This window comes from Tardiphaga sp. GW821-FHT12E02 (genome assembly GCF_058807155.1).
Map to the genome: position 1 here is coordinate 295,951 of NZ_JBXAQK010000001.1, position 18,416 is coordinate 314,366.

22 protein-coding genes are annotated in these 18,416 nt (G+C 66.0%); 2 read left to right on the plus strand and 20 right to left on the minus strand.

Annotation, left to right across the window (positions count from 1 at the left end; genetic code table 11):
• Positions 1 to 114: 114 nt before the first annotated feature.
• Positions 115 to 324 carry a hypothetical protein gene (locus tag AC1RQ5_RS01380; protein WP_493196815.1) on the plus strand — a complete coding sequence of 70 codons (210 nt, stop codon included), beginning with the start codon at positions 115 to 117 and terminating at the stop codon, positions 322 to 324.
• 61 nt (positions 325 to 385) lie between these two features.
• Here the strand turns inward: AC1RQ5_RS01380 and AC1RQ5_RS01385 are convergent, their stop codons facing one another.
• The 19 genes from AC1RQ5_RS01385 to AC1RQ5_RS01475 form a co-directional block, all read right to left on the minus strand.
• On the minus strand, positions 386 to 832 hold the full coding sequence (locus tag AC1RQ5_RS01385) for a DUF5615 family PIN-like protein (RefSeq protein ID WP_493196816.1): 447 nt from the start codon (positions 830 to 832) through the stop codon (positions 386 to 388).
• Positions 832 to 1,047 (minus strand): DUF433 domain-containing protein, encoded by a 216-nt coding sequence (locus tag AC1RQ5_RS01390; RefSeq protein ID WP_493196817.1) that lies wholly within the window; start codon positions 1,045 to 1,047, stop codon positions 832 to 834. The genes AC1RQ5_RS01385 and AC1RQ5_RS01390 overlap by 1 nt, the downstream gene beginning before the upstream one ends.
• Positions 1,048 to 1,192: 145 nt before the next feature.
• Entirely contained in the window at positions 1,193 to 1,669 is a 477-nt protein-coding gene (locus AC1RQ5_RS01395) for a DUF411 domain-containing protein (protein ID WP_493196818.1), read from the minus strand.
• 75 nt (positions 1,670 to 1,744) lie between these two features.
• A complete protein-coding gene (locus AC1RQ5_RS01400; RefSeq protein ID WP_493203252.1) occupies positions 1,745 to 3,019 on the minus strand; it encodes a type II restriction enzyme NmeDI-related protein in 1,275 nt (424 codons plus the stop codon).
• Between the two features lie 50 nt (positions 3,020 to 3,069).
• The gene (locus AC1RQ5_RS01405) at positions 3,070 to 3,681 is read right to left on the minus strand and encodes a c-type cytochrome (RefSeq protein WP_493196819.1); all 612 of its coding nucleotides are present in this window, start codon (positions 3,679 to 3,681) and stop codon (positions 3,070 to 3,072) included.
• Entirely contained in the window at positions 3,678 to 4,847 is a 1,170-nt protein-coding gene (locus tag AC1RQ5_RS01410) for an OpgC domain-containing protein (protein WP_493196820.1), read from the minus strand. Before AC1RQ5_RS01410 ends, AC1RQ5_RS01405 begins: the two co-directional genes overlap by 4 nt.
• A gap of 81 nt (positions 4,848 to 4,928) precedes the next feature.
• The gene (locus AC1RQ5_RS01415; protein ID WP_493196821.1) at positions 4,929 to 5,258 is read right to left on the minus strand and encodes a four-helix bundle copper-binding protein; all 330 of its coding nucleotides are present in this window, start codon (positions 5,256 to 5,258) and stop codon (positions 4,929 to 4,931) included.
• A 51-nt stretch (positions 5,259 to 5,309) separates the two neighbouring features.
• Positions 5,310 to 6,242, minus strand: a complete 933-nt coding sequence (gene copD, locus AC1RQ5_RS01420) for a copper homeostasis membrane protein CopD (RefSeq protein WP_493196822.1) — start codon at positions 6,240 to 6,242, stop codon at positions 5,310 to 5,312.
• The gene (copC, locus tag AC1RQ5_RS01425) at positions 6,242 to 6,607 is read right to left on the minus strand and encodes a copper homeostasis periplasmic binding protein CopC (protein WP_493196823.1); all 366 of its coding nucleotides are present in this window, start codon (positions 6,605 to 6,607) and stop codon (positions 6,242 to 6,244) included. The genes copD and copC overlap by 1 nt, the downstream gene beginning before the upstream one ends.
• Positions 6,608 to 6,645: 38 nt before the next feature.
• Positions 6,646 to 8,538: a multicopper oxidase domain-containing protein gene (locus AC1RQ5_RS01430; RefSeq protein ID WP_493196824.1), complete on the minus strand. Its 1,893-nt coding sequence runs from the start codon at positions 8,536 to 8,538 to the stop codon at positions 6,646 to 6,648.
• Positions 8,535 to 8,909, minus strand: a complete 375-nt coding sequence (locus AC1RQ5_RS01435; protein WP_493196825.1) for a DUF305 domain-containing protein — start codon at positions 8,907 to 8,909, stop codon at positions 8,535 to 8,537. The genes AC1RQ5_RS01430 and AC1RQ5_RS01435 overlap by 4 nt, the downstream gene beginning before the upstream one ends.
• A gap of 172 nt (positions 8,910 to 9,081) precedes the next feature.
• Positions 9,082 to 10,179, minus strand: coding sequence for an FkbM family methyltransferase (locus AC1RQ5_RS01440; protein ID WP_493196826.1), 1,098 nt, complete (start codon positions 10,177 to 10,179; stop codon positions 9,082 to 9,084).
• Between the two features lie 73 nt (positions 10,180 to 10,252).
• Positions 10,253 to 10,555: a copper-binding protein gene (locus AC1RQ5_RS01445; RefSeq protein WP_493203254.1), complete on the minus strand. Its 303-nt coding sequence runs from the start codon at positions 10,553 to 10,555 to the stop codon at positions 10,253 to 10,255.
• Between the two features lie 22 nt (positions 10,556 to 10,577).
• Positions 10,578 to 11,069 (minus strand): cupredoxin domain-containing protein, encoded by a 492-nt coding sequence (locus tag AC1RQ5_RS01450; protein ID WP_493196827.1) that lies wholly within the window; start codon positions 11,067 to 11,069, stop codon positions 10,578 to 10,580.
• A gap of 26 nt (positions 11,070 to 11,095) precedes the next feature.
• The gene (locus AC1RQ5_RS01455; RefSeq protein ID WP_493203256.1) at positions 11,096 to 12,466 is read right to left on the minus strand and encodes a multicopper oxidase family protein; all 1,371 of its coding nucleotides are present in this window, start codon (positions 12,464 to 12,466) and stop codon (positions 11,096 to 11,098) included.
• An 11-nt stretch (positions 12,467 to 12,477) separates the two neighbouring features.
• On the minus strand, positions 12,478 to 13,929 hold the full coding sequence (locus AC1RQ5_RS01460) for a TolC family protein (protein ID WP_493196828.1): 1,452 nt from the start codon (positions 13,927 to 13,929) through the stop codon (positions 12,478 to 12,480).
• Between the two features lie 10 nt (positions 13,930 to 13,939).
• Entirely contained in the window at positions 13,940 to 14,233 is a 294-nt protein-coding gene (locus AC1RQ5_RS01465) for a hypothetical protein (protein WP_493196829.1), read from the minus strand.
• Between the two features lie 78 nt (positions 14,234 to 14,311).
• Positions 14,312 to 14,767: a hypothetical protein gene (locus AC1RQ5_RS01470; RefSeq protein WP_493196830.1), complete on the minus strand. Its 456-nt coding sequence runs from the start codon at positions 14,765 to 14,767 to the stop codon at positions 14,312 to 14,314.
• Between the two features lie 89 nt (positions 14,768 to 14,856).
• Positions 14,857 to 15,132 (minus strand): metal-sensitive transcriptional regulator, encoded by a 276-nt coding sequence (locus AC1RQ5_RS01475; protein ID WP_493196831.1) that lies wholly within the window; start codon positions 15,130 to 15,132, stop codon positions 14,857 to 14,859.
• 244 nt (positions 15,133 to 15,376) lie between these two features.
• Here AC1RQ5_RS01475 and AC1RQ5_RS01480 point away from each other — a divergent pair, with 244 nt between their 5' ends.
• Positions 15,377 to 18,046 (plus strand): heavy metal translocating P-type ATPase, encoded by a 2,670-nt coding sequence (locus AC1RQ5_RS01480; RefSeq protein ID WP_493196832.1) that lies wholly within the window; start codon positions 15,377 to 15,379, stop codon positions 18,044 to 18,046.
• Between the two features lie 106 nt (positions 18,047 to 18,152).
• On the opposite strand, the gene AC1RQ5_RS01485 is transcribed toward AC1RQ5_RS01480, so the two are convergent.
• Positions 18,153 to 18,413: a MerR family transcriptional regulator gene (locus tag AC1RQ5_RS01485; RefSeq protein WP_493196833.1), complete on the minus strand. Its 261-nt coding sequence runs from the start codon at positions 18,411 to 18,413 to the stop codon at positions 18,153 to 18,155.
• Positions 18,414 to 18,416 lie beyond the last annotated feature (3 nt).

Sequence of the window (18,416 nt, forward strand, 5' to 3'; positions counted from 1 at the left end):
GGCGGGGGGCGCCATTAAGATCGAGGTTCGGGGAGGATCGTATGGACCGTCCGGGAATGGTCTCCGATAGATCCGACCGCTACCGTTCGAGATGCCCGCGCGACGATGTCAGACATGCGGTCCACGATTAGAGTGCCCCGCGGCTGGTCTGCCATCCTCAACTCACCGGATATCCTTTCCGACGCGAGCAGCAACGTCGCCACGGTCGGCGGGACGGCCCTGCGCGATGCGACCCCTTCGGGCATCAGCCATCTGCGCACTGTCGCACCGTCCACGGCCAATCCGTCCGCCAACCACGACTGCCAGGAAGTCCGCCCATTGTAAGAGGCGCCGGCATACAAGGCTCGGCCAATCCGTGCGAGATCTTCCGGCGCGATCTCCCTCGTCACCATTTGAACGGATCCGCCCATGGATTCGCGACGTTGTTCGTGTCCGGCCATTCGGCGACGCGGATGTTGCCCAAACCGTCAATCTCGACGAGCTTGTTCACGGTGTCCGACATCCCGGCGATATGATCCATCACCGCTCGGAAAAGACGAAGTTCGGTCCGTCTGTCGATCTTCTCGAGGATGACGATGAGGCCGGAGTGGAGCTCGACGTCCGCCCTCTCATAGTATTTGTTGACGAAGTCGCGGCGATTATTGGTTACGAACATCCAATCTTCGGTGCGGATACGCTCTACGATATCGGGATCCTGCCAAGAAGCCGTCCCTCGGGGCGGCGTGCCGAGCCAAGGCACGTAGGTCGCCGCCAACCTGAACTCTTGTCTTGCGATGAGGACAAGCTCCGGCGTGAGGCACTCGTCGATGAGGACCTTCGAGGTTGCGTCCATCAACTGCGCCAGGCGATCCCATTTTCGTCCGCCCATCGGACGGCGGCATCGACGGCGCCTTCGGGAAGGGTTGGATACGCCGCGTGGATCTCGGCAGCACTATCGCCTGCCTTCAGGTTCGCAATGATGGAAGCCACTGCGATCCGCGTTCCGCTGATGCAGGGGTCCCCACTCATCACTTCGGGTATTGAAACGACGGCGGCGTAAACTGGCATGCAAATCCCTCCAAATATCTTCTAGTGCCAATGGCACTTTATGTCAAGCCTGGTTGCGTGGCGCGCCTATCGACGGGGTACACTACTGCAGGCCCCGTTGGTCGGGACATAAACGGTCCGGATGCGTCAGTGCGGAACGGTCGCGTCAGCCGACGCTGTTTGCCCCGACAAAGCGCATGAACGGCTTCTGGCCGTCGGCTCCGAAGGTCAGGACATCGTACGGTCGGGGCGTTCCGCCTTCCATGCCGGGCGATCCGGCGGGCATGCCCGGGACCGCAAGTCCCAGGACGGCCGGGCGCTGCGCCAAGAGCCGTCCGATCGCCTGCGCGGGCACATGGCCCTCGATCACGTATCCGGAGACTTCCGCCGTGTGGCAGGATGCCAGGGCGGCGGGCACGCGGAGCCGCGTCCGGACCGCCTTGAGGTCGCCGGTCTCCTCGACCGTCACGGCAAACCCGGCGCTCCGCAGGTGCTCCACCCATCCGCCGCAGCAGCCGCAGTCCGGATCCTTGTGGACCAGCACCGCAGTCGCGTCCGCGCGGGACGACGCCGGAAACACTGCGACGCCGGCCGCAAGCAGCGCCAGTGCGCGGCGGCGCGTCGGAAATTCGAATTCATGCATGGAAAACTCCCTTCGTTATGAACTGCTTCGTTCTCGCGCTGGTCATGAGCCTCCGACGAAGACCGCCCTCGCGCATCATGGCAGACTTTTGGAGATCGAGCGGATCGCCTTCAGACCCTCGCCGAAGCGGATGATGGAATCCCGATGGCGGTCGAGCTCGCCGTAGGAGAGATAGCGGACGTCGAGATCGACGACGGCGGCGAAGGCGGGCCTCGCCATCTGCGCGCGAACCTCGGCCTCACGGGCATCCGGGGCGACGAGGAAGATGCCCTTCAGCAGATTGCCGCAGGGGCCGAGCGCCAGATCGAGCATCCGCACGATGCCCGAATAGATGGAGGTCGTATGCTCGACCTCGAACGCGGCGTGGATGGCGCCGTCCCGCCTGTCGAGCCAGAGCACGTCGATGAGCCTGACGGCGTCGATTCCCGCCGAGCCGTCGAAGGGCCGGAGATCGCCGGCACACCCGTCGGAGAGCCGACCGCCCCCGTAGGCGCGGTTGCGGTCGTTGGCGGCGATCCAGACGTCGTATCCGAGCCCGAGACCGATATCGCGCAGCAGGCCCTGCATCTCGGTGTGGGTCCGATCGCTTTCCGCTTCGCGGGCCGGCGCATGTTCGGCGGCCTTCTCGCGCACGGCGGCCAGATCGCGCTCCCAGACCGCGACGGCCTCGGCCTCGTCGAGCGGCGGGGCGGGATAGCGGCCGGTGCCGACGTCGAACAGAAATCCGGCGACGGCGCCGAGATCGTTGGACAGCAGATCCCTGTGCCTCTCGTTGAGCCGCAGCACCCCGGCGCGCATCGCCAGATAGTCCGGCCAGCTTCCGAGCTTCGTCCGCGAACCGGTGACCGCGTTGTATCCCTTGACGATGGCGGTATTGAACGGCACGGCGATCGTGGGATGCAGGAAGTACAGCAGGTTCGCCGCCGCGGGGCCCAGCCCCTTGATGCGACGGGCGTCGAGCGCCGTCACGGCCTGCAGCACCTGCTCCTCCGTCGAACAGCAGCAACACGTGTCGAGAAAGCGGCCGAAAGCACGCTGGTTGTCGGCATTTTCGTAGATGTCGGGGATCCGAAGCTTCGGCTTCCAAAGGAACGCGTGATCCGCGCCCTTGAACATCTGACGCTGCTCGGCCACGGACTTCACGGCGACCTCGAGCGAGGATCCCTTGTACACGTTGCCGAAAGATCGGTCCTCGATCTGCCGCACGACCTGTTCGATGCCGCGGCGGATGGAGCGGAAGTTCTTCAGGCGCTCTTCCCACAGGAACCACGTCCGATAGGTCGCGCCGGGATCGGCCCGCCACGCCTCGATCGAACTCCTCAAACGGTCCTCGCTTCCCCGCGATGTCATCCGTCGTACGTCCTCTGCCTTCACATCCCTCGTCTCGCTCGCCAGCGCGATCAATGCTGGTGGCCGCGCTCGGGCTTCGCGCCGTTCTCGTCCTGCGCCGGCTTGCCGCCCGTCGCGGCTTTTTCGCCATCCATCTTCATCCCGCCCATCTCCTCGTCCGGCGGGGCGTCGGCGACCATCTGCTTGTAGTGCTCCTCCGACAGTCCCGGAAGCTTGCTCACGAAGGCGACGATGCTCCAGATGGCGGCGTCGTCGTGGCCGAGGCCCCACGCCGGCATGCCGCTCATCTTCAGGCCGTGCTTCACGACCCAGAAGGCCCTTGCGGGCTCCACGCGCTTCTCCGACAGGTTGGGCGGCTGCGGATAGAGGCCCGGCCGGATCTCCGAACCCTTCATGCCCGGCGCGAGATGACAGTTCACGCACATCGCGGCGTATTGGCCGGCGCCCTTCAGGACGACCTGTTCGTCGCCGAGGTCGGGAACGCTGATGTCGCGGGTCCTCACCGCGATCGAGTGGTCGCGGAAGGTCTCGATGGCGGCCCGCGTGACGTCCCAATGAGGCGTGTCCGCGCCGACATCGTAGACCCCGGAGGCGACGTAGAAGGCAGATGCCCCCAACGCGACCATGATGGCTGCGAAGCCGGCGATCCATCGTAGTTTCATCTCGTCGCTCCCTCGGCGTGAAGTCCTGCGGATCCGGCCGACGGCCCCGATGGCGTCCGCGCGTCGAGCGTGCGAGACCATGTCCGGTAGAAGGCCACCCCGGTCATCGCCGCGATCCCGGCGACGCTCACGGCCACCTGCGTGAGAAAGGCGTTCGACCACATCTCGAGGATGAAATGCCCGACGAATGACAGGAAGATGCCGACGCAGAACACTTCCAGCGACCGCTGTCCGCAGACGACGAGCGGTCGGAGCGCTGCGGACCGCAGCACCCGCCAGTCCTTGGGGACTAGCCGCACCAGGACGACCATGAGGGCGAGCAGGTGCAGGATGCGGTAGGGCGCCAGGTTCGTCTTGTCGTTGGGGTCGAAGAGGCCGATCAGCGCGGAAGGAAAGAGCCCGTCGACCTCGAAGCGGATGGCGAGCGTCACGGCCATCGCGAAAAGCAGATAGGCGCCGCTGATGACGACAATCGGACCGGACATGACGAGGGCACGCACGCGCCGGCCGCCTCCCATCGCCACCCAGGCTCCGATGACGAAGAGAAGCTGCCAGGCGAAGGGGTTGAAATACCAGTCGCCCGACGGCCAGGCCGGCAGGTTCCATCCCAGCCAACGGGCCGTCAGGTAGAGGATCGCGGATGCCGCCAGCGCCGGGTCGGGGAAGCGTCTCATGACCGCCAGCAGCGGCGGGAAGCACGCCATCAGCACGATGTAGAGCGGCAGCACGTCGAGGTTCAGCGGCTTGAACTTCAGCGCCAGCCCCTGAGTCAGGGTCGCCACCGGCTGTTCGATGAGCCATTTGACGTTGAACTCGTCGAGGAGGTGGGAGTGTCCGCGCTGCGCGATGAAGCCGATCGCCGCGGCGTAGAACACGAATAGGAGGATGTGGGCGACGTAGAGCTGCCACACCCGCCGCAGCAGGAGGGCGGCGCCGGCGACGATGCCCTGCACCTCCATCCGGCGGGCGTAGACGAACGCCGCCGTGTAGCCGGAGATGAAGACGAAGATGTCCGCGGCGTCGCTGAAGCCGTAGTTGCGCGTCGTCAGCCACGCGATGGCGTTGTTCGGGATGTGGTCGAGGAATATCGCCCAGTTCGCGAGTCCGCGGAACAGGTCGAGGCGGAGGTCGCGCTCCTTCGGAGCCTTGTCGTCATTCGTGGTCATGCATCGCCTTCGTCGCGTCCGACCGTCCGGCGCGGCTCCGAGAAGCCGCGCCGGACGGAGATCGAACCGGTTTCCTTGGTGTCAGGCCGCCATCGCGCGGCAGCTTTCGGCGCAGGCCCGGCAGGCCCTGACGCACTCCTCCATACCGCCTATGCGTTCGCAGTCGGCGGCGCATTCGGAGCAGATCTCGGCGCATTCGCGGCAGACATGCCGGTGATGGGCGGAGTTCATGAGCATGAAATGAGCCGCAGTCCTGCAGATCTCCGAGCAGGCGATCATCAGCCTGAAGTGGGACGGCTCGAGATGATCGCCGCCGCTTTCGAGGCAGTGGGTCATCGCCATGCCGAAGCACGTCCTGTAGCCGTCGAGACATTCGTCGATGCATTTGCGCATGTGGGCACTGGTGGTCATCGTGGCCTCCCTTGTTTGACGGCCGCCGCAAGCGGCGGCCGTCGTCGCCGGTCACTGTCCGATCGCCGGCCTGATCGTTCCGATGATGCTCACGCAGACCAGGACAAGAAGTCCCAGTGCCTGCTCGCTCAGCACGTGCGTCCGCAGTTGTCTTCGCCACGCCTCGGAGGCGCCTGCGCCCGACCGCCCGGCCGCCTCCAGCGCCGGCACCAGCCAGAAGCGGTTGGCGGCGGCGAGGGCGAGCATGCCGGCGAAGAGGACGAGCTTGACGATCAGGATCCAGCCGTAGGCGTTGGAGACGAGGCTGGAGACGGATCCGACGAGGAACCAACTGTTGACGAGTCCGGTGCCGACCAGCGTCGCGACGGCGACGTAGCCCATTCCGGAGAAGCGCATCAGCACGCCGTCGACGTCGACCGCTCCGGCTTCCGCCGGTTTCCCGCCGTAGCCGAGCAGGATGAAGCCGAGCGGGACCAGCCCTCCGAGCCAGGCACCGGCCGCCAGAAGATGCGCCGCATCGGCGGCGACGTGCACCGCCCCCTGCCAGCCTTCCTCCATCTGGGAATGACCCGCGCCGGCGAGCGACGCGAGCAGTCCGGCGGCCAGGAACGAGGTCAGCAGGTCGCGGCCCAACGACGTCCGCGACGGCGGCAGGACGGTGACCGCGACGAGCGCGGCGGCGACGAGCGTGCGGGCGGTCCAGACGGCGCCGAAGCCGGTGTCCCGGACGACCGATGCGACGACCTCCGGATCGACCACGTCGACAAGCGCCCCGCTCATGTTGGCCACCGCGAACGCGAACCATGCCAGGCCGGCGATCAGAGCGAGGACGGCGGACCACAGCAGGACCTTGCCCCGCCGGCGGAGCAGCCGCTCCGGCTCCGCGCCGGCGTAGGCGTAGAGGGGAAAGAACGCGGCGCCGGCGAGCGTGGTCGACGCCGCGTAGTGCAGGAACCGAGACAGGACGAGGCCGACCTCAATCATCAGCGCGCCACGCCGAACGAGTAGGTGCCCTTGACCTTGTGGGTGTCGTCGGACACGGCGTGCCATTCGACCTTGTAGTCGCCCGGTGCCATCTGGTCCTTCACGGGGACGATCATCATCTTCTTGTTCGTCGGATCGACGCTCGCCTTGCCGACCGCGACGGTCTTTCCGGCCTGGTCCTTGACCTCGATGCCGGAGAACTGCGGGATCACGCTCTCGTTGAAGAGGATGCGGATCTGCTTGGGCGCCGGCGACGACTTGCCGGCGGCGGGCTCGGCCGACTGGAATTCGGGGTGCGCGAGCGCGGCGGCGGAGCCGAGCGCCGCGGCGATGAACGTGATGGCCGACGTGGTCTTCTTGAACATGGTTCTTCCTTCTGTGATGCGGAGTTCGATCGGTGGTTTCAGTGGACGTCCAGAACGAGCATGAGCCCTCCGCCGCCCTTCTCTTCGACGTTGTTGTTGGCCGTGTGATGGGGGATGTGGCAGTGGACCAGCCACTTGCCCGGCTTCCGCGCGGTCCACACGACGTCGTAGCGCTGTCCCGGCCCGACATTGACGGTGTCGGCCTGATATCTGGCGCCTTCGTTCAGCGTCACGCCGTCGACGGCGACGACCTGGAACGGGCCGCCGTGGATGTGCATGGGATGCACGAAGTTGTTGTTCGTGCCGATGAAGCGGACCTTGATGGTCTGGCCGACCTTCATCGGTACCGTGTCGGTCGAGGGATACGCCTTGCCGTTGATGGTGAAGTAGTTCGGCAGCGCGCCCTCCATCAGCATGGCCGGGAAGGTCCGCCATTCGCGCTTCAGCCATTCCTGTAGCTGGATGGTGTAGTCGACATCGGCCTTCACCTCCGCGGCCGGGTCCTTCGGGGCGATCAGCAGCGCGCCGTACAGTCCCAGCGCCTGCTGGCGGTCCGGATGGTCGTGGCTGTGATAGAAGTAGGTGCCGCTCTGGGCGACGTCGAATTCGTAGGTGTAGGAGCCGCCGGGAGGGACGGGATCCTGCGTCACCTTCGCCGGTCCGTCCATCTCGTTCGGAACGATCAGGCCGTGCCAATGCACCGTGGTGCTCTCCGGCAGCGCGTTGTGGAAGTTGATGCGGACGTGCTCGCCCTCCGTGAGCTCCAGCCTCGGTCCGGGCACCTGGTGGTTGTACGCGTATGCCTCGACGGCGACGTCCGGCAGGATGTTCCAGCGGATGATCGACGCTTCCACGTCGAAGACCTTGACGCCGTTCTCCATACGGGGCTTCAGCACCTGGTCGCCCTTGGCGTCTGGCGGAGCGGCGTAGGTCACCTGCCGCGGCTTGACCGCGGCCATGTCCTTCATCGCCTCGCCCGGCAGGTCGAACGTGTTGACCATGCCGGGCGGCATGATGGCGCCGTCGACGTCGCGGGCGCTGAGCCCGAGGTTGACCGAGAATCCCGGAACGACCATGCCCGAGACAAGCAGGAAGCCGGTGACGCCGGCGAGCGCGGCGAGCTGCGGGACCGTCGCGTCGCCGCCCGCCCGGCCGCCGGTCCCATGCCCCCTTGTGGCGTGGCCGCCGTGCGCCATCTTGGCGTGATCCATCCCTTGCGTGGCCGGCTTTGCGACGTGCTCCGAACGGTCTGCTGCCGCGCCACCGCCGCGCTCGGTCATGAGGCCGTGCTTGATCCCCTTCTTCACCATCCAGACGTTGAACGGATACGCGGCCGCGAAGCCGACCATCACGCCGACCGACATCACGCCCCAGAACGCGAGTTCGAGCGGATCCATCGCGCGCATATCGCGTCCCATCATCAGCAGGCTCATGGTCGGCGCCATGCCGGCCATCATGGCGTTCATGCTGATGAACTCCGGCATGAAGCTCTTGCGGACGTTCTCCCAGTAGGTCCCGCCCATCATCTTCTTCATGAACAGGGACTGGAAGACGAACAGTCCGAACGAGAAGCCGGCGACGTATTCGACGATCAGGTCGATCCACATCGGCAGCCCCAGCGACGCCGTCACGACCGCCGCAAGGATGATTCCGGTCGCGTCGCCGGCGACGCAGTGAATGGTGCTGCCGACGCCCTGCTTCCAGAGCGGCGACGTGAATTCTTCGTGTTCGCCCGGCCGCGGCTCCTTGTCGGCAAGCACGTAGAGCAGCAGTCCGAACGGACCCATGTACAGCGTGACGAGGATGAAGCCCCACTTCATCACCGTCGGCTCGGGATTGCCGGCGAACTGGTCGTAGGCGACGTACGCGGTCGAGCCGGCCGCGAGGACGAACCATGCGATCAGGTAGTAGTCGTAGGGAAGTGCGATCATGGCGTCCTCGCGGGTTGCGTGGTTCGGTCGGGATCAGTGCTGCTGATCCACTCCTCGAGCATCTTCTGCTCTTCGGTCTGCTCCTTGATGCCCTTCTCGGCCATCTGACGGATCATCGGATCCTTGGTCTCCTTCAGGACGGTCTTCGACATGTCGATCGCGCCCTGATGATGCGCGACCATCATCTTCGCCCAGGCCTTGGTGGGATCGGGATCCATTCCCTTCATCATCGCGGCGTTCATCTTGTCCATCGACGCCTTGTATTCCTTGTCCGCTGACTCCGCCCGCGCGAGACCGGGGACCGCGAGCGCGCAGAGGACTGCGATTGCCGAGGCGCGGACACGAAGTGTAGTTGCGTTGGTTCTTGTCATCATGCTCTCCTTGTTTGAAGACGACGCTTGCTGAACGGGGCCCGAAAACCCTTGTTCCGGCGAGGTTCGAACTAACAACCGGGCGGCTAGGCGCGCGCCGCGGACGCACCCGGCCGTCGCGCGGCATGCGCTGCCGCGTCGTCGTGTCGGCTCGAACTACTCATCGTCGTCTTCAGGTTCTCCCGTGGCAGCAGGTCGATGCGGGTGCGGCGCGAGCTTGCTCGAGATCTATGTCGGAGCAGGCCCGTGCATGCGAGCCGAGTGGGCGTACGGTCGCGATCATGGCGCCCCCCCGGGTCGTTCCTCGGATGACCTCTTCCCAAAGGGGACTCGCCGTCGCGAACACGTTGTAGCCGACCCAAGGATGCCGCTTGAGGCGGTCGAGGACGGCGAGTTCGTCCACGCGGACGAAATTTCCTGCGGTTGGATCGAACGCGTAGACCCTCAAGGCCGTGCGGCCCATCAGGTGTCTGGTAAGGGCGTGGAACGGGTCGTTGCCGTGCTCCTCGCAAATGAACAGACAATCCCGCGCGGCAAGGGCTCGCGCGCCTTCGATCGCGTCGATCTCGACGCCTTCGACATCGAGCTTGACGATGACGGGCCTGCGGGCGTCGATCTGCCCGGCCATGACGAGACCGTCCAGCGAGACCCGACGCACCGCATCCGCGCAGCCTTCCCCGACCTGCTCGGTCGCGAGCGTTTCATGTCGGTCTCCGGTGATCCGGACATGCCCCGGTGACCGGCCGATCGCTGCATGCAGACACCGGAGCCGTCCGCCGTTGAGGGCGTTGTTCGATTCGAGGCGCCGGGCGTTGGCCGGAGCCGCCTCGATCGCGAGGACGTCCTTCGATCCGAACGGGGCGCTCGAAGCGACGACCGACCAGTAGCCGAAGTTCGCGCCGCCATCGACGAAAGTGTAGTCGACCGCGGCGGCCCCGCGCAGCAGCAGCTCGATCTCGTCTTCGTAGTCGTATCCCGGATTGAGCAGGCGGCTCCAGTAGCCGTCGCTGAACGGGATTGAGAAGACCGCGTCGTCGTTCAGCCGGATCGCGATGTCTCGCGGCTGCATGCCGCCGGCGACGACCGCGCAACCCAGTCTGTAGCCGCGATGACCGAACGGCATGGTCAGCACGGACCCGAGACGCAGGACGGCGAACGCCATCCGCTCGGCCGCGCCCGCGCCTTCCAGTCTGTCGGTGCGCCGATCGAAGACGAAGAGACCCTCGCCGGGTGCGCGCGACGTTTCGCTGATGTCTGCCGTGGTCGCCATGATGTGTCTCCGCGGACCGCCGATGCCGTGACCGTGCCGCCGCCCGCGCTTGCGGGCGGCGGCACCTGTCAGTTCACTTGCTCTTCTGGATCTTGGTGATGGCGATGCCGTCGTTGCCGCGCTCGGCGACGAACTGCACCTTGTCGCCCGCCTTGACCTGCTTGAGCATCGCGGGATCCTGGACCTTGAAGACCATCGTCATGCCGTCCTCGTCCATGCCGAGGTTCTTGATCGGACCGTGCTTGAGCGTGATCTTCTTGGCCGCCTCGTCGACCTTCTTGACCTCGCCGTTCACCATCGCGTCCTGCGCGTACACGGCGGCGGGTGCCAGGAGCGAGAGTGCGACGATCGCCGCCGCGAGTTTGCTGTTCTTCATCATCTTGTCTTCCTTTCGATTGCTACTTGACGACGACGTTGCCGGCCATTCCCGCTTCGCGGTGGCCGGGTATCAGGCACGCGTACTCGAACTCTCCCGCCTTGCTGAACTTCCGGACAAGATCGCCCGTCTTTTTCGGAGCCAGCCGTACGGCGTTCGGGTCGTCGTGCTCCATGTCGGGATTCCTCGACATCGACGCGGCGTGCCTGAGATTCTCCTCGGTCGTCCCGAGGATGAATTCGTGTTCGAGTTCGCCGCCGTTGCGGAGCACGAACCTGATCTCCTCGTCCTTGCGGACCTCGACCTTCGCCGGCGCGAACAGCATCTTCCCGTTCGCCTCGGTCATGGTGACCTGCACCACGCGCGCAGGCTTCTTCGCGTCGCCCGGCTCGCCAGTCGACCAGCCCTCATCGCGCTGCGCGTGACCGGCATGCTCGCCGGCCGCGATCGCGGCGCCGCCGGATGCCAACACCGCGGCGACCACCGCCGCCCGCATCATCGCTGTCCTCGTCATCGGTCTCTCCTGGATCGGGCCGGGCATCACATGCCCTTCATGCCCTTGTGCTTCATCGCCTTCATGTCGGTCCTGCCGGCTGGTTTTTCGCTCTGCTGTCGCGCGGGAGCGGTTTGAGGCGCATCGACCTGATAGGCCACGGTGCCCTTGGGAAACTGATAGGGCCCCGGGTCCCGGTAGTCGTCGCGCGCCAGTCCTTCCCGGATCTTCATGATGGTGAACATGCCGCCCATCTCGATGGGACCGAACTGTCCCGAGCCCGTCATCATCGGCAGCGTGTTGTCCGGCAGCGGCATCTCCATCTCGCCCATCGCCATGCCAGTCGAGCCCATCGCCATGCCGTCGGGCGCGACCTTGCCGATCGCCTTCGCGATGTCCTTCTTGGAGACGCCGATGAGGTTCACCATGTTGTGGCCCATCGCGTTCATCGTGTGATGGGACTTGTGGCAGTGGAACGCCCAGTCGCCGGGATTGTCGGCGACGAAGTCGAAAGCGCGGATGGCGCCGACCGGCACGTCCGTCGTGGTCTCCGGCCATGCCGCGCTCTCGGGCACCCATCCGCCGTCCGTGCAACTGACCGCGAACTTGTGTCCATGAAGATGGATGGGATGGTTGGTCATCGTGAGGTTGCCGATGCGGACGCGGACGCGGTCGCCTAGCCGGATCGGCATGACGTCGATGCCGGGAAACACCCGGCTGTTCCAGGCCCACATGTTGAAGTCGGTCATCTCGCTGACCTTCGGCAGGAAGGTGCCGGGATCGATGAGGTAGCTGCTCATGATGAACACGAAGTCGCGGTCGACGGGCCTGAAGCTCCGGTCGCGCGGATGCACGACGATCATTCCCATCATGCCCATCGCCATCTGGACCATCTCGTCCGAATGCGGGTGGTACATGAACGTGCCGCTGTGCATCATCTCGAATTCGTAGACGAACGTCTTTCCGACGGGGATGTGGGGCTGCGACAGTCCGCCCACGCCGTCCATGCCGCACGGCAGGATGACGCCGTGCCAATGGACCGTCGTCGCCTCTGGGAGCTTGTTGGTGACGAAGATGCGGACCTTGTCGCCTTCGACGCATTCGATTGTTGGGCCCGGAGACTGCCCGTTGTAGCCCCACAGATGGGCCTTCATTCCCTCGGCGAATTCGCGGACGACGGGCTCGGCGACCAGGTGGAATTCCTTCCAGTCGCCGTTCATGCGCCACGGGAGCGTCCAGCCGTTCAGCGTGACCACCGGGTTGTAGTCCGGGCCGGACGAGGGATGCAGCGGCGGCTGCATCGTCGCCTTCTCCATCGTGGGCGCTTCGGGAATGCTCGCCGCCTGCGCTCGGCCGGAGATAGCGGCCGCGCCCGCGAGCGCTGTCGCGGTGCCGAGAAAGTTTCGTCGGGAAAGGATGGGATCGCTCATCAGTGGCCTCCGCCGGCCGACGCCTGCGCGGTCGTCGTGCCCGTCGATTGGGATTGGGTTTCGCCTCGTCCGCCGCCGTTGACGGCGGTCAGCAGCGTGGAGTCCGCGAGCCAGAAGTCGCGCTTGGCCGCCACCGCCGCGCGCTGCGCGGCGATCCGTGCCGTCGCTTCGACGACCAACGCGAAGACATCGATCTGCATGCTCGAATAGCGCAGTTGCATCTCTTCGGAGATCACCTGCCGCAGCGGCAGCACTTCGCGCTGATACTGTGAGGCGACGTCGTAGGTCGCCCGGTAGGTCCGGAAGGCGTCGCGCGCCTCCGAGCGGACGTTGACCGCCTTCTCCGTCAGCAGGTTGAAAGCCTGATTGTAAATCTCGGCCGACTGCCTGACCCGCACCTCGCCGCCGTCGAAGATCGGAATCTGGAAGTCGATAGATACGCTGCGGCTGCGGCCCGGTCCCCCGAGCTCCTTGCTCTGCGATCCGGACATGTCCAGCAGGGTGACGAAGCGCGTCGCCTGCGTGAGTTCGAGCGATTTGGCGAGCCCGAGAAGATCGATGCGCGCCATCTGCAGGTCGAGCCTGCGCTCCACCGCCTGGACCTCGATGAGAGGAAGGCTGGAAGGCCTGCGCGGGAGCGGAGGCAGCCTGCCGGGAATCCTGATGCCGGTGTCGGTGCCCCACAATCCCAAGAGTCTGATGAGCCGCTCGCGAGAACTCGAAGCGTCCTGTCTGGCCGACGCCAGATCGGCCGTCGTCTCCGCGTAGAACGCCTGCTGTCGCGCCTGATCGAGCTTGTTGAGCGAGCCGGTCTGGCCCAGCTTCTGCGCCAGTTGAGCGGACGACTCGGCGATCGTCTTCGCCTCGACAAGAACGGCGACGAGCTCGTTAGCGGCCGACGCGCGGTAATAGGCGTCCCGGACGTCCGCCGCGAGCCGGAGCGTCTGCTCGGCGGCAGCGAGCTGCGCGCGCTTGAACCGCTCGCGCGCGATCTCGGACCGGAAAGGCAACGTCGCGAGCGCGAGGATGTCTCCGGCGACCTGGCGCGAAACCTCGACCGACCCACCGCTGACGCTCCGCGACACCGAGAACGAAGGATTCGGAGGCAGACTGTCGGCGACCATGTCGGCTTCGGCGAGCGCGAGTTCGTTGTAGACCGCTTGCAGGCCCCGATTGTTGAGCAACGCGATCTGCACCGCCGAGTCCGCGGTCAACGTGCGCGCCTTCAGCGATCTCATCGTCTCGTCGGCGACGCGCGCATCGTCGGCTGAGCGGATGGCAATGACGTCCTTGCGGATCGCGTCGCCGGTGACGGCGGCGACGACGCCCATGCCCTTGTCGGGCGAGAAGCTCGCGCAGCCGGAAAGAAACAGACCGGCGGCCAGGAGCGCGATGGTCGACGCGCGTCCGCGGTACCGGAGAATGCTGCGTGCAATGTGTTTGATCGGCATGGATGCGCTCCTATTCGCCGGATTTCGGCGAGGGAGCGACGCTATCGTTGCGCAGCCGCCATTCGGACGGCGACACCGGCCTGATGGACGTGTACGGCCCGACCACCGACCGATAGCCGACTTTCGGCACCGGCACGGTCGGGTCGGCTGGATCCGCGAGCAATAGCGGACCCGTTGCCGGTAGACACCCGCCCAGGGTCAACGCCGCTGCGGAGAGCCCGGCCAGGGTTGTCATCCGCTTATGAAATAGTCTCTCGGCCACCGAACGAACGGCGGCGAACTTCGCCCCAAACTGCGCAAACATGTTCTCTTCCTGAAATGACGGCGGACCACGGGCCTGGGTCGCCCGCGAGGGGCGAGGCACCGCGTCGAAACGGTCGGATCAGGAAGCGATGGGGGGACGGTAGTGCACGACCGAGGCGTTGTCCGTCGGTGCGGCGTAGGACGTCGCGACGCGGATCAGAGTCGGCGCGGAGGGGGCCAGAACCTCGACGATGGAAGCCGGCAGGATCGTCAGGCACATCAGGGCGCAGCACTGCCCCGACAGGTGAGGGCTCTTCTTCGTGGGAGCCTGCTCGTCCGATGAAATCGGAGAGACGGAGGCCTGCTCGTCATGACCGGAAGCGTGATCGTGAACGAGATGGGCTGGCATCGGCTCCGCTACGGCATGCATATGCATGGCCCCCGCGGCGACACCTTCGATCGTCATGCAATCCACGACGGCATGTTGGCCGGGCAGGGCGTAGGACAGCGTCGGCGCCAGAATGCAGAGCATGTAGACCAGGGCGGCGAGCCACCCGGCCTTCCTGCGCTGCTTCGTGGTGAGCTTGACGAACATTCCGGATTCGCTGCTTCGGGCCGCGCGAGTCGATCGAGCGACCATATCCGCGAAAAATGAGAACGCCAAGCCGGAAACTGACGGTTGCATCAGCGTTCCGCCCTGCCGATGACGGCCATCAGTTCGGTGATCTTCTGACGTTGATCCGCCTTATCGCCGCTCGCGATCGCATGCTCGACGCAATGGGAGACGTGGTCTTTCAGGACCTCCTCTTCGACCCGGCGAAGCGCGGCGCGCACGGCGGAGATCTGGGTCACGACGTCGATACAGTAACGGTCCTCGTCGACCATCTTCGAAAGGCCGCGTACCTGCCCCTCGATCCGGCCGAGCCGTTTCCTGACTGATGTCTTCACGTCGTCGCGCATGCCGCCTTATACCCCTACTGGGTACGGGTTGCAAGTGCTCAGTTGGGCGGCGGAACGGCGAGCGATGTTCGGCCTCCCGGTTCCTCCCGCTACGGGAAGCTTCCATGGTTCGAGGCGGTGCTGCGCCTCGCGGTCGGGGTCGATCTGCTCATTTCGGGACCCGCTCGCGATCGCCTTGATATTATCGTCCGACCGGCCTATATACCCCTACAGGGTATGGGTTTCGATCCCGCTGGAGGATGGCATGTCGGACGCGAAGAAGCAGGATTCGGGCGGTTGCGGTTGCGGCTCCAACAAGAAGGAGACAGAACCGGCGGCATCGGGCGCGTCCGGCTGCTGCGGCGGCGCTCCCGACACCGCACAGGCGCATGCAGGCGGCCACGCGGGTCACGCCGGTTCCGGCGAGGCCATCGATCCGGTCTGCGGCATGTCCGTCGACCCGGCCACGGCCAGCCACTTTGACCACGACGGGGAGCGGTACCACTTCTGCTCGGAGGGCTGCCGCGCCAGGTTCGCCGCCGCGCCCGGATCCTTTCTGGCGGAGGAGACGGCGCCGGGCGGTTGCTGCGGCGCGGCTGGCCACGGCCATCATTCCCATGAAGGACATGCCCACGCCGCCGCCGGCGCGATCGATCCCGTGTGCGGAATGACCGTCGATCCGGACAAGACCCCGCACAGGTTCGCAGTCGCCGGCGAGACCCATCATTTCTGCTCGGCCGGCTGCCGAGGCAAGTTCGCCGCGGACCCTCGGCGATACCTGGAGAAGTCGTCGTCCGGCACGCCCGACACTCCGGCGCCTGAGGGCACCGTCTACACCTGCCCGATGCACCCGGAGGTCCGCCAGATCGGTCCGGGAAGCTGCCCGATCTGCGGCATGGCCCTCGAGCCGGATCTGGTTTCTCTCGACGATGCGCCGAATCCCGAACTCGCGGACATGAAGCGCCGGTTCTGGATCGGCCTCGCCCTGGCCGCACCGGCGGTCGTCCTCGAGATGGGCGGCCATCTGGTCGGCGGCCATGGCCTGGTCGACCCGGGCCTGTCCAACTGGATCCAGCTCGCGTTCGCGACGCCCGTCGTCCTGTGGGCCGGATGGCCGTTCTTCGTGCGCGGCTGGCAGTCGCTCCTCACCCGCAATCTGAACATGTTCACGCTGGTCGCCATGGGCACGGGCGTCGCCTACGCCTACAGCGTGGTGGCGACTACGGCGCCGGGCGTCTTTCCGCCCGCATTCCGGGGGCATGGCGGCGCCGTGGCGGTCTATTTCGAGGCCGCTGCCGTGATCACCGTCCTCGTCCTGCTCGGCCAGGTCCTCGAACTGCGCGCACGGGAAGCCACGTCGGGCGCAATCAAGGCCCTGCTCGACCTCGCTCCGAAGACGGCGCGGCTGGTCGACGACGCGGGTGAGGACCATGAGGTCGCGCTGGACAGCCTGCACGTCGGCGACAGGCTTCGCGTCCGCCCGGGCGAGAAGGTGCCGGTCGACGGAATTATGATCGAGGGGCGCTCGTCCGTCGACGAGTCACTGGTCACCGGCGAATCGCTGCCGGTCACGAAGGAGCCCGGCGCGAAGGTCGTCGCCGGCTCGCTGAACAAGTCGGGCGGTTTCGTCATGCGCGCCGAAAAGGTCGGCCGCGATACGCTGCTGTCGCAGATCGTGCAGATGGTCGCCCAGGCCCAGCGGTCGCGCGCGCCCATACAGCGGCTCGCCGACCAGGTGGCCGGATGGTTCGTGCCGGCGGTCATCGTGGTCTCCGTCGCGGCTTTCGCGGCGTGGGCGTGGTTCGGCCCGGAGCCGCGGCTCGCGTTCGGCCTGGTCGCCGCGGTCAGCGTCCTGATCATCGCCTGCCCGTGCGCGCTCGGCCTCGCGACGCCGATGTCGATCATGGTCGGCGTCGGGCGCGGCGCGGCGGCGGGCGTCCTGATCAAGAACGCGGAAGCTCTGGAACGCCTGGAGAAAGTCGACACGCTCGTCGTCGACAAGACAGGCACGCTCACCGAAGGCAAGCCGAAGGTCGTGTCGATCGTGCCGGCGCAGGGCTTCGAGGAGGTCGGGATACTGCGGCTCGCCGCGAGCGTGGAGCGCTCGAGCGAGCATCCGCTGGCCGACGCCATCGTCCGCGCGGCGAAGGAGCGGAGCGTCGATCTCGCGCCCGTCACGGACTTCGATTCCCCGACCGGCAAGGGCGTTGTGGGCAGCATCGACGGCAAGATCGTGATGCTCGGCAACGCGAAGTTCGTCGCCGCTGCCGGCGTGGACACCTCGGCCCTGGAAAGCGCCGCCGAAGCGCTGCGCGGCGAGGGCGCGACGGTCGTGAACATGTCGGTCGAGGGCAGGCTCGCCGGCATTTTCGCCATCGCCGATCCCGTGAAGGCCACCACACCCGACGCGCTGAAAGCACTGGCGGCCGAGGGGATCAGGGTCATCATGCTGACGGGCGACAACCGGACCACCGCCGACGCCGTCGCGCGGCGTCTCGGCATCTCCGAAGTCGAGGCGGAAGTCCTGCCAGAACAGAAGAGCGCCGTCGTCGCGAAGCTGCAGAAGGCCGGCCGCATCGTCGCGATGGCGGGAGACGGCGTCAACGACGCGCCCGCTCTCGCCGCCGCGGACGTGGGAATCGCGATGGGCACCGGCACCGACGTTGCCATGGAAAGCGCCGGCGTGACGTTGCTGAAGGGCGACCTCGGGGGCATCGCGCGCGCCCGTAGCCTTTCGCGGGCTACGATGAGGAATATCCGCCAGAACCTATTCTTCGCGTTCATCTACAACGCAGCGGGTATCCCGATCGCGGCTGGAGTTCTTTACCCCACTTTCGGAATGCTGCTATCGCCCATCATCGCCGCGGCAGCGATGGCGCTATCTTCGGTGACGGTGGTTGGGAACGCTCTCAGACTGCGATCGTCGAAACTCTAAGGATCTGCGCCGACCTTCGGGAAATCAACGAGGCTCAACCCTGTCGGCAACCGACAGGGTCTCGATTACGCGGCATTCGCAGACCTGCCATGACTGCACCCATTCATCATCCGCAACAATTCGACACGCCGGGCCGAGAGCTGAGCGATACGCCGCTCCACATCGGACGGATAGGCGCGTGATGACATCGACCCATCACAAGATTGATCGGGCCGCTTGCTGGGGTCATGAGCTTGCGAATGTCGGCGATCTTGAAGCCGAGATCGAGTGCGTGGTGAATGAAGTTCAGCGGTGCGGTGTCCTCGCCTTGATAGCGCCTCTGCTTGCTGCCGATGTATTCTGCCTCGGGGCTATCGACTCTTCGCAAGCA